Annotated in this window: 12 protein-coding genes; 10 read left to right on the top strand and 2 right to left on the bottom strand. The window is 72.2% G+C overall.

The annotated features are described in order from the left end of the window. Positions 1–129: 129 nt before the first annotated feature. The 9 genes from tsf (at position 130) to AB0L40_RS22150 (ending at position 10671) form a co-directional block, all read left to right on the top strand. Positions 130–1023 carry a translation elongation factor Ts gene (gene tsf, locus AB0L40_RS22190; RefSeq protein WP_364359806.1) on the top strand — a complete coding sequence of 298 codons (894 nt, stop codon included), beginning with the start codon at positions 130–132 and terminating at the stop codon, positions 1021–1023. 31 nt (positions 1024–1054) lie between these two features. Further along, entirely contained in the window at positions 1055–1786 is a 732-nt protein-coding gene (gene pyrH, locus AB0L40_RS22185; protein WP_364359803.1) for a UMP kinase, read from the top strand. Positions 1787–1862: 76 nt separating this feature from the next. Then, positions 1863–2420, top strand: a complete 558-nt coding sequence (gene frr / locus AB0L40_RS22180; protein WP_364359809.1) for a ribosome recycling factor — start codon at positions 1863–1865, stop codon at positions 2418–2420. 18 nt (positions 2421–2438) lie between these two features. Next, the gene (gene uppS / locus AB0L40_RS22175) at positions 2439–3149 is read left to right on the top strand and encodes a polyprenyl diphosphate synthase (RefSeq protein WP_364359800.1); all 711 of its coding nucleotides are present in this window, start codon (positions 2439–2441) and stop codon (positions 3147–3149) included. Continuing rightward, positions 3149–4405 (top strand): phosphatidate cytidylyltransferase, encoded by a 1257-nt coding sequence (locus tag AB0L40_RS22170; RefSeq protein WP_364359797.1) that lies wholly within the window; start codon positions 3149–3151, stop codon positions 4403–4405. The genes uppS and AB0L40_RS22170 overlap by 1 nt, the downstream gene beginning before the upstream one ends. Positions 4406–4582: 177 nt before the next feature. Next, positions 4583–5755, top strand: a complete 1173-nt coding sequence (dxr, locus tag AB0L40_RS22165) for a 1-deoxy-D-xylulose-5-phosphate reductoisomerase (protein ID WP_364359794.1) — start codon at positions 4583–4585, stop codon at positions 5753–5755. Positions 5756–5883: 128 nt separating this feature from the next. Further along, on the top strand, positions 5884–7041 hold the full coding sequence (locus AB0L40_RS22160) for a site-2 protease family protein (RefSeq protein WP_364359791.1): 1158 nt from the start codon (positions 5884–5886) through the stop codon (positions 7039–7041). A gap of 99 nt (positions 7042–7140) precedes the next feature. Then, positions 7141–8967: an AMP-dependent synthetase/ligase gene (locus tag AB0L40_RS22155; RefSeq protein WP_364359788.1), complete on the top strand. Its 1827-nt coding sequence runs from the start codon at positions 7141–7143 to the stop codon at positions 8965–8967. A gap of 270 nt (positions 8968–9237) precedes the next feature. Beyond that, positions 9238–10671, top strand: a complete 1434-nt coding sequence (locus AB0L40_RS22150) for an APC family permease (RefSeq protein WP_364359785.1) — start codon at positions 9238–9240, stop codon at positions 10669–10671. Between the two features lie 31 nt (positions 10672–10702). Here AB0L40_RS22150 and AB0L40_RS22145 read toward each other — a convergent pair whose 3' ends face one another. After that, complete coding sequence (locus AB0L40_RS22145; RefSeq protein ID WP_364359783.1) at positions 10703–11320, bottom strand: methyltransferase domain-containing protein; 618 nt, start codon at positions 11318–11320, stop codon at positions 10703–10705. A gap of 83 nt (positions 11321–11403) precedes the next feature. Between AB0L40_RS22145 and ispG the strand changes: the two genes are divergently transcribed. Continuing rightward, the gene (gene ispG, locus AB0L40_RS22140) at positions 11404–12693 is read left to right on the top strand and encodes a flavodoxin-dependent (E)-4-hydroxy-3-methylbut-2-enyl-diphosphate synthase (protein ID WP_364359780.1); all 1290 of its coding nucleotides are present in this window, start codon (positions 11404–11406) and stop codon (positions 12691–12693) included. Positions 12694–12886: 193 nt separating this feature from the next. Here the strand turns inward: ispG and AB0L40_RS22135 are convergent. Next, on the bottom strand, positions 12887–13111 hold a 225-nt coding region (locus tag AB0L40_RS22135), incomplete at its 5' end, for a Fe-Mn family superoxide dismutase (protein ID WP_364359777.1).

Genomic DNA, 13111 nt, shown 5'->3' with positions numbered 1-13111 from the left:
GGGGTGAGGAGGCGGAGGTAGTAGAACAGCGAGATCACGGTGTTGACGACAGCGACGCCGCCGCACCCGCGGAGGCCGCCCCGACCACCGACGCGCCGGCGCCCGCCGCCGAGTGAGCAGGGAGACCGTATGAGCACCACGATCACCGCGGCCGACGTCAAGGCCCTCCGCCAGCGCACCGGCGCCGGCATGATGGACTGCAAGAAGACGCTGCAGGAGGCCGACGGCGACATCGAGAAGGCCGTCGAGCTGCTGCGCGTCAAGCTCGGCAACAAGGTCGGCAAGCTGGCCGACCGCGAGACGACCGAGGGCACCGTCCAGTCGTTCATCTCGGCCGACGGCAAGCGCGGCGTCCTCGTCGAGGTCGACTGCAACACCGACTTCGTCGCCCGCAACGACGACTTCATCGCCTTCGCCCGGCGGATCGCGGAGCACGTCTCCCAGGCCGGCAACCCCGGCCCGGTCGACGTCGCGGTCCTGCTGGACGAGGAGATCGCCCCCGGTCAGACGATCGAGGCCGCCCGCGCCGACCTCTCCGCCACCACCGGCGAGAACGTCGTGATCAGCCGCGCCGACCGCTTCGTGGTCGACGGCGAGGGCGCCCTGGCGTCCTACATCCACGCGACCGGCAAGGTCGGCGTCGTCGTGCAGGTCGGCTGGGACGCGAATTCCGCCACCGCCCCCACCGCCGACGAGGCCACGACGTTCGCGAAGGAGGTGGCGCTCCACGTGGCCGCCACCCCCGCCACGAAGTACGTCTCCTCCGACGACGTGTCGCAGGACGAGAAGGACGCCGAGCTGCGCGTCTACGCGCAGCAGGCCGAGGCCGAGGGCAAGCCCGAGCAGATCCGCGACAAGATCGCCCAGGGCAAGCTCAACAAGTGGTTCAAGGAGATCGCGCTCCTGCCGCAGGAGCACATCAACCCGGACAAGCACGACGGCAAGACGATCGACCAGCTCCGCAAGGCGCTGTCCGACGACGCGACCGTCGCCCGCTTCGCCCGCTTCCAGGTCGGGGCGTAGGACCTCCGACCCCGGGGGTACCGTCATCTCCATGGCTGCACCGACGACGGCGTTCAAGCGCGTCCTGATCAAGCTGTCCGGCGAGTCCCTGATGGGCGAGCGGGACTACGGCACCGATCCGGAGCGCCTGGCTGCCGTCGCGGCGTCGATCAAGGACGTCCACGACCTGGGCGTCGAGGTCGCGATCGTCGTCGGCGCCGGGAACATCTACCGCGGCATGGCGGGCGCCGCCGCGGGGATGGACCGGGCGACGGCCGACTACATGGGGATGCTCGCCACCGTCCTGAACGCCCTGCCGCTGCAGGACGCCCTCGAGAAGCTCGGGGTCGTCACGCGGGTGCAGAGCGCGCTGGACATCACCGAGGTCGCGGAGCCCTACATCCGCCGCCGCGCCGAGCGGCATCTCGAGAAGCGCCGCGTCGTGATCTTCGCGGCCGGCACCGGCAACCCGTTCTTCACGACCGACACCGCCGCATCGCTGCGCGCGGCCGAGGTCCACTGCGAGGCCATCCTGATGGCCAAGAACGGCGTCGAGGGGGTCTTCACCGCGGACCCCCGCACGGACCCCTCCGCGGAGCTCATCACGGAGATCACCCACATGGAGGCCATCGAGCGCCGCCTGCGGGTGATGGACTCCACCGCGTTGACGCTGTGCATGGAGAACCGCCTGCCGATCCACGTGTTCAACATGGACGACGAGCGCAACATCGTCCGGATAGTCTCGGGCGAGCGCATCGGCACGCTGGTCCACACCCCGGCGTGAGCCCGGCCCCGCGCCGGCCCGCAGTCGCCCACCCGTCAGTCACCACCGAAGAGGTCCCCTGATGCCCGACGACTCGATCATCGACGAGCTGCTCGCCGACGCCGCTGAGCGCATGACCAAGGCCGTCGAGCAGACGAGCGGGGAGCTCGCGACCGTCCGCACGGGCCGCGCCAGCCCGAACCTGCTGGACCGCGTCGTGGTCGACTACCACGGCGTCCCGACCGCCCTGCGCCAGCTGGCCCAGATCGGCGCGCCGGAGGCCCGTCTGCTGACGGTCCAGCCGTACGACCCGTCCTCGATCAAGCAGATCGAGAAGGCGATCTCCGACGGCGACCTCGGCGTCACGCCGTCCAACGACGGCAAGACGATCCGCCTCGGCATCCCCGAGATGACGGAGGAGCGCCGCAAGGAGATGGTCAAGGTCGCCCGCAAGATCGGCGAGGAGGGGCGCATCCGCGTCCGCAACGTCCGCCGCGACCTCCTGAGCGACCTGCGCACCTACAAGACCGACGGCGACGTCGGCGCCGACGACGAGCACCGCGCCGAGGCCGAGCTGCAGAAGGTGACCGACGCGGCGATCGCGACGCTCGACGCACAGCTCAAGGTCAAGGAAGCGGACATCCTCGAGGTCTGAATGACCGACCGCGCCCCCATGGCCGATCCGTCGGCCGCCGTGGTCCCGGTGGACGCTCCCGAGCGTCCACGGGCCGTGGCGATCATCACCGACGGCAACGGCCGCTGGGCCCAGAAGCGCGGCGTGTCGGTGGCCGAGGGCCACCGCGCCGGTGCCGACGTCGTCCGCGCCCGGCTGCGCGACGCCGCCGAGCTCGGGGTCGAGGAGCTCACCGTCTTCTCGTTCTCCACCGAGAACTGGAGCCGCCCCGCCGCCGAGGTCCAAGCGCTGATGGCGATGTTCGCCGACCGCATCGACCGCGAGACGCCTGAGCTGATCGAGGAGGGCGCCCGTATGCGCTTCATCGGCCGGCGCGAGGGCGTCGACCCGAAGCTCGTCGAGAAGATGGACTGGGCGGAGCAGCAGACCGCCGGCGGCGAGAACATCACCCTCGTCGTGGCGTTCAACTACGGCGGCCGCGCCGAGATCCTCGACGCCGCCGCCCGCTACGACGGCGGGGGAGAGGACGCGTTCCGCTCCCTCCTCTACGGGCCGGACCTGCGCGACCCCGACCTGCTGATCCGGACCTCCGGCGAGCAGCGGGTCAGCAACTACCTGCTGTGGCAGTGCGCCTACAGCGAGATCGTCTTCGCGCCCGAGCTCTGGCCGGACTTCGACCGCGCGGCCTTCGAGCGCTGCCTGGACGCCTACGGCACCCGCGACCGCCGCTTCGGCGGGCGGGCCGTCTGATGCCGGCGCCGCGCCGCCCGGACGACCGCGACGACCTCGACGCCGACCGCGAGCGCCCCCGTCCGCGTCGCGCCGCGCCGCGCGGCCGGCAGCGCGAGGCCCGGTTCGAGCTGGACTTCGGCGACTTCGAGCCGTCGGAGCGCACCCGCACCGGGTCCCGCGACGAGCGGACCCGCGACGGCGGCCGCACCCGCGGCACGATCAGCGACACCTACGAGCCGATCGACCCGCTCCCGCCGCGCCGCCGTCCGCGCGCCGGCGAGCCCCTGCCGGACGAGTCGGGCACCTACGACGTCCGCCTCGAGGACCGCGACCGGCGCTCACGGCGCCGCGTCGCCGAGGTCGAGGAGCGGGCGTCGCAGTCCGCCCGCCCGGCCCGCGACGACGTCGAGCACGAGATCGAGGCGCTCGAGCGCTTCGAGGACGCCATCGAGAGCGTCCGCTCCCCGTCGGACCGCGGCGGCGGCAGCGACCTCGGTGCGCGCGTGCTCGTGGCCGTCCCGGCCGCGATCGTCGCCATCCTGCTGGTCGCCGCCGGCGGCCCCGTCTTCGTCGCCGGCATCGCCGCGTTCGGCCTCGTGGGCGTCTGGGAGCTCACCCGGATGTTCGCGAAGACCCGCCCGTCGCTGTTCGCCGGCGGCGTCGGCGTCCTGGCCGTGATCGTGGCCGCCGCGCTGGGCGACCGCGAGGCGATGCTCACCGCGCTGGTGGCCTCGGTGCCGATCGTCTTCCTCTCCGTCGCGCTGTCGCACCCGAAGGGCAGCATGCCCGGGGTCGCGGTGACGCTGCTGGGGATCGTCTGGATCGGCCTGGCCCTCGGCCACGCCGTCCTGCTGCGCGACAGCCAGCACGGTGCCGGGATCGTCGTCGACGTCCTGATCGGCGTCTTCCTCGGCGACACCGGCGCGTACCTCGGCGGCCGCATGTTCGGCAACCGCAAGCTCTGGCCGCGCGTGTCGCCGAACAAGACCATCGAGGGCCTCCTGATCGGGGTCATCGTCGCCGTCGCGGCCGTCTGGTTCGCCGGGCTCTACCAGGACTGGCTGAGCGGGACCGACGCCCTGCTGATCGGCCTCGCCGTCGCCGTCGTCGCGCCGCTGGGCGACCTCTTCGAGAGCTTCCTCAAGCGCGACGCCGGCACGAAGGACGCCGGCGGGCTGTTCGGGGTCCACGGCGGCGTGCTCGACCGCCTCGACGCCGCGATGTTCGGCATCGTGGCCGGCTACTACGTGTGGCTGGCCATGGGCATGACCTGACCGAGACGGCCGCGGCCCGAGTTCTCCCGCCCTGTCGGGGACAACTCGGGCCGGAGGAACGCCGGGGCCACGAGTCGGGGGCGGCCCGAGTTCTCCCGCCCTGTCGGGGACAACTCGGGCCGGAGCGGCGGACGGACGCCGCGCCGCGCGGGCTCCATCTGGCAGGGTGTCCGCGTCATGCCGCGCCGCCTCCTCATCCTCGGATCCACCGGCTCGATCGGGACGCAGGCGCTCGACGTCGTGCGCGCCGCGCCGGAGGGGACGTTCGAGATCGTCGGCCTGGCCGCCGGCCGGCAGTGGGAGCCGCTGGTGGCGCAGGCGCGCGAGCACGGCGTCGGCCTGATCGCCCTGGGCGACGAGGAGGCCGCCGCCCGCGCGAGCACCGAGTTCGACGGCCAGGTGCTGCAGGGACCGGAGGGCCTCGTCCGCCTGGTGCTGGAGTCCGGCGCCGACCTCGTCCTCAACGCCCTCGTCGGCGCCGCCGGGCTCGGCCCGACCGTCGCGACGCTCGGGGAGGGGATCGACCTGGCGCTCGCCAACAAGGAGTCGCTCGTCGTCGGCGGCGAGCTCGTGATGCAGCTCGCCGAGGCCACCGGCGCCCGGATCCTGCCCGTCGACAGCGAGCACTCCGCGCTCTGGCAGCTCGTGGAGGCCGAGTCCCGCAGCGGCGCCCGCGAGCCCGGCACGATCGACCGCCTCGTCCTCACCGCATCCGGCGGCCCGTTCCGCGGGAAGACCCGCGCGGAGCTGGGCGACGTCGGCGTCGAGCAGGCGCTGAACCACCCCACCTGGGCGATGGGCGGGAAGATCACGATCGACTCGGCGACCCTGATGAACAAGGGCCTCGAGGTGATCGAGGCGCACCACCTGTTCGGCACGCCATACGATCGGATCGACGTCGTCGTCCACCCGCAGTCGATCATCCACTCGTACGTCACGCTCTGCGACGGCGCCGCGCTCGCGCACCTCGGCCACCCGGACATGAAGGCGCCGATCGCCTTCGCGCTGCACCACCCCGAGCGGCGGCCGATCCCGATGCGCCCGCTGGACCTCGCGGAGGTCGGGCAGCTGACGTTCGAGCGGGCCGACGAGGAGACGTTCCGCTGCCTGCACCTCGCCCGCGAGGCGGGTCGCGAGGGCGGCACCGCGCCGTGCATCCTGAACGCCGCCAACGAGATCGCCGTCCACGCCTTCCTGCGCGGGGCGATCGGCTTCCTCGAGATCGCCGAGATCGTCGAGGCCACGCTCGACGAGGTGGCGCCCCGCGGCGTCCACTCCTTCGAGATGCTCTACGCCGACGACCGCTCGTCGCGCGACGCCGCGGCGGAGCTCGTCGCCGCGCGGGCCTGAGGGTCGCCCGCGCGCCACCGGCGGCCGAGCCCGGCGGCGGGCGGCACCCATCCGGACGTCGACCGCGCCGACGACGTGGCGCCCGGGCCCTTACGCGTCGCGAAGGCCGCTGTGGGACCCTGTCCCGCGTGTCATGGGTCCTCGCGTTCGTCGGCTTCGCCGTGCTCATCATCCTGCACGAGTTCGGCCACTTCGCCGCCGCCAAGGCCGTCGGGATGCGGGTCGAGAAGTTCTACCTCTTCTTCGGCAAGCCGCTCTGGAGCGTGACCCGCGGCGAGACCGAGTACGGCATCGGCTGGATCCCCGCCGGCGGCTTCGTGAAGATCAGCGGCATGGACCCGCGGGAGGAGCTCCCGGAGGAGGTCGCTCACCGCGCGTACTACCGCCAGCCGACGTGGAAGCGGATCGTGGTCATCGCCGCGGGGCCGTTCGTCAACGTCGTCATCGCGTTCGTGCTGATCTTCGGGGTCTACGCGATCGCCGGGGTGCCGACGCCGAACGCGCCGGTCGTCAACTCGGTCGCCAAGAACGGCGCCGCGGCCGGCGTCTTGGAGCCCGGCGACAAGATCGTCCGCATCGACGACGTCGCCGGCTTCAACGGCTCGCTGACGTACAAGAACGCGACGGAGCGCCGCCTCGCGCTGACCACCCAGATCTCGTCGCACGGCTGCGCGCGCAAGGACACGAAGGTCGGCTGCACCGCGAGCACCCCGGCCCGGGTCACGTACGAGCGCGACGGCGTCCAGCGGACGGTGTCGATCGCGCCCCGCCGCACGACCGTCGAGAACCCGGACACCGGCGAGAAGCAGCAGCGCCAGCTCCTGGGCATCACCTACGGCGGACTCGACTTCCTGCCCGCCAGCGTCGGCACCGCGGCGAAGGAGACGCCGAACTACATCTGGTTCGTCACGTCGGAGACCGCCAAGGCGATTACGCGGCTCTTCTACTCCGCCGAGGCCCGGCGCGAGATCGGCTCGGTCGCCGGCGCCTACGACGCCACCCGGCGGACGATCGAGTTCAGCACGCCCCGCGCGCTGATCCTCCTGGGCGTCGTCAGCCTGTCGCTGGCGATCATCAACCTCGCGCCGTTCCTGCCGCTGGACGGCGGCCACATCTTCTGGGCGATCGCGGAGAAGATCCGCCGCAAGCCGATCCCGTTCGCGTGGCTGGAACGGGCGAGCCTCGTCGGGTTCGTGTTGGTGATCATGCTCTTCGGCCTCGGGCTCTACAACGACGTCGGCCGGTTCGCCGACGGCACGGCGGCCAGACAGGTCCAGGCGCCGTAGCCGTCGGCACGGCCGTGCCGACGGCCGGGCCCGGGTGCCCGGACCGGGTCCCGGGGTCCTGGCTGGCTGGCCAACCGGTCTGGCTTTCGGATGCTCCCGATGGTAGGAATGGGCGACGCCTACGAGGGAGTGACGATGGGGACGACGGACGCCGCGACCGCGGTCGGGACGATTCAGGAGGTCTTCCGACAGGGGCTGCGCGAGCACCCCGACCAGGTGCTGGTGCGGACGAAGGACGACGAGGTCTCGTGGACGTGGCGGGAGGCCGGCGAGCGGATCGCGCGGCTCGCCGGCGGCCTGCGCGGCCTCGGCGTGCAGCGGGGTGACACCGTCGGCCTGCTGATGAGCAACCGGCCGGAGTTCCTCGTCTGCGACCTGGCCGCGCTGACGGCCGGCGCCGTCCCGGTCTCGATCTACCAGACCTCGTCGCCGGAGCAGATCGCCTACACCGCCTCCGACGCCGCCGTCGGCGTGATCGTCACCGAGGCGACGTACCTGCCGCGGGTCCTGGCCGCGCGGCCGTCGCTCCCCGGCCTGCGGCACGTCGTCGTGGTCGACGACGCGGGGGAGGCCGACGACGTCCTGGCCCTGGCCGACGCCGAGGCCCGGGCGCCGGAGGACTTCGACGCGGTCGCGGAGGCCGCGCTCGCCCGCCCCGACGACCTCCTGACCCTGATCTACACCTCGGGCACGACGGGGCCGCCGAAGGGCGTCGAGCTGACGCACCGCAGCGAGATCGCGGCGATGCGCGGGATCGGCGAGGTCGCGCACCTGCACGGAGGCGGCCGCGTGATCTCGTGGCTCCCGGCGGCGCACATCGCCGAGCGCGGGGCGCATCTCTACGCGCCGCTGATGTTCGGCCTGGAGATCACGGTCTGCCCCGACCCGAAGCAGATCGCCGCGTACCTGGCGGCCGTCCGGCCGACGTGGTTCTTCGCGGTCCCGCGGATCTGGGAGAAGCTCAAGGCCGGCCTCGAGGCGCAGGTCGGCGCGCAGCCGGAGGAGCAGCGCACCGCCGTCCAGGGCGCGATCGCGGCCGCCACGCAGCGTGTGCGGCTACAGCAGGCCGGCGAGCCGGTCCCGGACGAGCTGGAGGCGGCGGTGGCGACCGCGGACGAGCGGATCTTCGCGCCGCTGCGGGCCCGCCTGGGGCTCGACGCGGCGGAGTCCGTCAACGTCGGCGCCGCGCCGACGCCCGCGCCGGTCATCGAGTTCTTCCACGCCCTCGGCATCCCGGTCGCCGAGATCTGGGGGATGTCCGAGACCTGCGCCTGCGGCACCCTGAACCCGCCGGAGCGGATCAAGATCGGCAGCGTCGGCCCCGTGGTGCCCGGGATGGAGCTGCGGCTGGAGGAGGACGGCGAGGTCCTCCTGCGCGGCGACCCGGTGATGCGCGGCTACCGCAACCTGCCGGAGAGGACGTCCGAGGTCCTGGAGGACGACGGCTGGTACCGCACCGGCGACGTCGGGCGCCTCGACGACGACGGCTACCTCTGGATCGTCGACCGCAAGAAGGAGCTGATCATCAGCGCAGGCGGCAAGAACATGTCGCCGGCCAACATCGAGGCGGCGGTCAAGAGCGCGCACCCGCTGATCGGCCAGGTCTGCGTCATCGGCGACGCGCGCCCGTTCAACACCGCGCTGATCGTGCTCGACGCCGACCTGGCCCCGGCGTGGGCGGCCCAGCAGGGCATCGAGGACACCGACCTCGGTGCGCTGGCCGTGCACCCCGATGTGCTGGCCGAGGTGCAGCGCGGCGTCGACGCGGCCAACGCGACGCTGTCGCGGGTCGAGGAGGTCAAGCGGTTCTCGGTCGTCCGCGGCGACTGGATTCCCGGCGGCGACGAGCTGACGCCGACGATGAAGCTCAAGCGCAAGCCGATCGGCGAGAAGTACGCCGGCGAGATCGACGCGCTCTACGGCTGAGGGACCGGCGGCGCGCCCAGGACGGGTGCGCCGCCACCCGGGGGCCGCACGCAGGGCGGGAGCGGCCTCCGGCGACCGGAGCCGCGGCCGCGGAGCTTCCCCGGCGTGCGTCGTACGCCGTTGTCCGGCGGGATGAAGCGCGGCGCGCCGGGAGGTACCTGGCGCACTGGCGCGCATCGGGCGCGTATGAGAGCTTGGGTCGCACACCGATGCGTGCGGTGCCTCGGACCGAGGCTCCCGGCGCACCTCCCCCCGGAGCGTTCCCCCAAGATGGCCACCACCGCACCCCCGCCGGCTGCCGCCGCGGACCCACCGCTCAAGCGCGCGATCTCGCGCAACATGCTGCTGCTGTTCGTCATCGGCGACGTCGTCGGCGGCGGGATCTACACGCTGGTCGGCACGATCGGCGCGGAGGTCGGCGGACTCGTCTGGCTGCCGTTCGCGCTGGCGCTGGTCCTCGCCGTGCTGACGGCCACCGCGTACGCCGAGCTGGTCACCAAGTTCCCGCAAGCCGCGGGTGCCGCCCTCTACGTCAACAAGGCGTTCCGCAAGCCGTTCTTCACGTTCATGGTCGCGTTCGCGGTCATGTGCTCGGGCATCGCGTCGGCGTCGACGCTCTCCCGCGGCGTCGCCGAGACGTACCTGCCCAAGCTGTTCGACTGGAGCCTGACCGAGGCGCAGACCGTCCTCATCGCGCTGGGCTTCCTGCTGATCGTCGCGGCCGTCAACTTCCGCGGGATCAGTGAGTCGGTGAAGATCAACGTCGTCCTGACGCTGATCGAGTTCGGCGGCCTCATCCTCATCGTCGTGATCGGTCTCGGCGCCCTGCTCGACGGCGTCGGCGACATCGGCAACGCGTTCTCGACCTCCGACGCGAAGGCCGCCGGCCACGACGTCAGCCTGGTCCCCGCGGCACTGGCGGGCACGGCCCTCGCCTTCTACGCGCTGATCGGCTTCGAGGACTCGGTCAACGTCGCCGAGGAGGCCAAGGATCCCGGTCGGGACTTCCCGCGTGCGCTCTTCGGGGGCCTCGCGATCGCGGGCACGCTCTACGTGATCATCGGCATCATCGCGCCGGCCGTCCTGCCGTACACGACGCTGATCGACACGGACACGACGCCGCTCCTCGAGATCGTGCAGACCGGCCCGCTGCACGTCCACGTGAAGATCTTCGCGGCGATCGGCGTGCTCGCGCTGATCAACGGCGCGCTGATCAACATGATCATGGCCTCGCGCCTGACCTACGGCATGTCGCGTCAGCGGATCATCCCCGCGTTCTTCGGCAAGGTGCACCGCACGCGGCAGACCCCGCTCCGGGCGATCCTCTTCACCACCGGCCTCGCGGTCATCCTGACGGCGACCGGGGACGTCTCCGACCTCGCCTCGACGACCACGACGCTCCTGCTGCTCGTGTTCATCACCGTGAACATCAGCGTGCTCGTGCTCCGCCGCAATCCGGTCGACCACTCGCACTTCGTCGCCCCGACGTTCATGCCGGCGATCGGCGCCGTGGCGGCGATGGCGCTGCTGATCCACCGCGTGGCCAACGACACCGAGCAGATCACGCGGGCGTTGCTCCTGATGGGGCTGGGCCTGATCTTCTGGCTCGCCAACTACGTCGCCACCCGCAACGAGGGCAGCGAGTTCGACACCGGGATGATCGAGGCGATCGAGCACCCCGAGCGCGCCGAGGACCGCGACTGACCCCGGCGGCGGGGCGCCGTTCGGCCCGTCCTCAGCGGACGGGCCGGACCGCCATCCAGCTCTTCGTCAGCGGGCCGAGCGCCTCGGCGTGCACCGCGGCGGACGGGAACAGCCCCGCGAGCTCCCCGCGACGCAGCAGCCGGACGTCCTCCCAGTGGCCCTGCGCCCCGAGACGCCAGTACGGACGCCGGAGCGCGACGGGCAGCCAGTGGGCGATCGGCAGCAGCGCGTGCGGCTCGACCGGGAACGAGTACGCGGGCGTCTGGACGTAGACGCCGCGGCCGACGCGCAGCAGCTCGCGGGCGAACGCCGCCCGCTGGTGCGGCGGGATGTGCTCGATCACGGAGCTCGCGTGCACGAGGTCGAAGGCACCGTCGTCGAACGGCAGGTGGACCGTCGCGTCCGCCCGGACGAACGGCCCGGGATACGTCGGCCGGTCCACGAGGTCCGTGCCGGTGATGTCGAGGTCGACCTGCTGCGCCCGCAGCCCGAGCGTCCCGCAGCCGACGTCGAGGACCCGGTCGCCGGGCCGCACGCCGGTGAGCTCTGCCAGGAGGCCGTGCCGGCGCGCGCGCAGCCGCGCGGCGATCGGGCTGGCGAGGCGGGCGACGGGGCCCCGGGCGGTCGCGTAGACGTCGGTGCTCGGCACGGCAGGGGAGGGTAGATGATCGGATCCGGACGCCTCCACGGGTGGTTCGCCGGCCGTTCATCCGTCCCGCGTACAATCGGTTCGTGTCCTCCAAGCGCCAGATCCGCGTCGGCGACGTCCTCATCGGCGGCGGGGCCCCCGTCGCCGTCCAGACGATGACGAAGACCGAGACGGCCAACCTGCCCGAGACGATGGCCCAGATCCATCGCGTGGCCGAGGCGGGGGCCGACCTCGTGCGCGTGGCGGTGCCCCGCAACGAGGACGTCGAGGCGCTGAGGACGATCGTCAAGCAGTCGCCGATCCCGATCATCGCCGACATCCACTTCAATCACACGCTGGCGATCAAGGCGATCGAGGCCGGCGCGCACTGCATCCGGCTGAACCCCGGCAACATCGGCGGCCCGGAGAAGGTCGCCGAGGTCGTCGCGACGGCCAAGGAGTACGAGGTCCCGATCCGCGTCGGCGTCAACTCCGGCTCGCTGCCCAAGCACCTGCGCGAGCTCGAGTTCACCGACCCGATCGGCGCGCTCGTGGCGGCGGCGGAGGAGACCGTCGCGCTCATGGAGTCGCTCGACTTCGGCGACTTCAAGGTCTCGATGAAGTCCACGTCGGTGCCGAACACCATCGCGTCCAACCGCCTGCTGTCCAAGCGGATCGACTACCCGATGCACCTCGGCGTGACCGAGGCCGGCACGAAGTGGACGGGCTCGCTGAAGAGCGCCGTCGGCCTCGGCACCCTGCTGGCCGACGGCATCGGCGACACCGTCCGGATCAGCCTCTCGACCTTCCACGCGGAGGAGGAGGTCAAGGTCGCCTGGGAGATCCTGAAGGCGCTCAAGCTGCGCGAGAAGGGCCCGGTGCTGATCGCCTGCCCGACCTGCGGCCGCCTGCAGTTTGACATGGACTCCGTCGTGCAGGAGGTCGAGCAGCGCCTGACCGCGTACGACGACCCGATCGAGGTCTCCGTCCTGGGCTGCGCGGTCAACGGCATCGGCGAGGCCCGCCACGCCGACTTCGGCATCACCGGGGCGAAGGACGCCGGGATGATCTTCTCCAAGGGCGAGCCGCTGAAGAAGGTCAAGACCGCCGACCTCGTCGACGAGCTCTTCAAGGAGATCGACCGCTACTACGCGTCGGGCAAGCAGGTCGTGATCGACCAGCGCGAGGCCGCCGAGGCCACCCAGTGGCTGTCGGAGAACGAGGACCTCTCGGCGATGACGCCGGAGCGCCTGGCGCAGATGGAGAAGGACAAGCAGCGCGCCGAGCAGGACGCGCTGGCGGACGCCGGGCAGACGCCGGTCGAGGCCGTGAAGGCCTTCGCGGACGAGGCGTCGTCGCCGACGGCCGGGCGCCGCTTCAGCCGCTCGGGCTGAGGGCCGCGTCGACCGCGCGCCCCGACGGGCGGAGTGCGGCGGGCCGGGGTGGCCCCGGCCCGGAATCCGATGTCGCCGACGACCGCTGAGCCGTCGGGCCGGTGCCGGTCGGCGGCCACGACCCGGACGGGCCGGCCGCCGAACGGGCCGGGCCCGACCCGGGAGGGTCCTGGCCCGGCGGCGTCCAGGTCTCCTAGGCGGCGAAGCGCTCGGCGACCTTGTCCCAGTTGACGACGTTCCAGAAGGCCTCGAGGTACGCGGGGCGCTTGTTCTGGTAGGTCAGGTAGTAGGCGTGCTCCCAGACGTCGTTGCCCAGGAGCGGGGTCTTGCCGTCGGCCAGCGGGGTGTCCTGGTTGGGGGTGGAGACGACCTCGAGGCCGTTCTCGCCCTTGACGAGCCAGACCCAGCCGGAGCCGAA

Source organism: Patulibacter sp. NPDC049589 (assembly GCF_040675535.1).
Lineage (GTDB): Bacteria > Actinomycetota > Thermoleophilia > Solirubrobacterales > Solirubrobacteraceae > Patulibacter.
The sequence above is the reverse complement of the archived record's forward strand: the minus strand, read 5'-3'. Positions and strand labels throughout refer to the sequence as shown.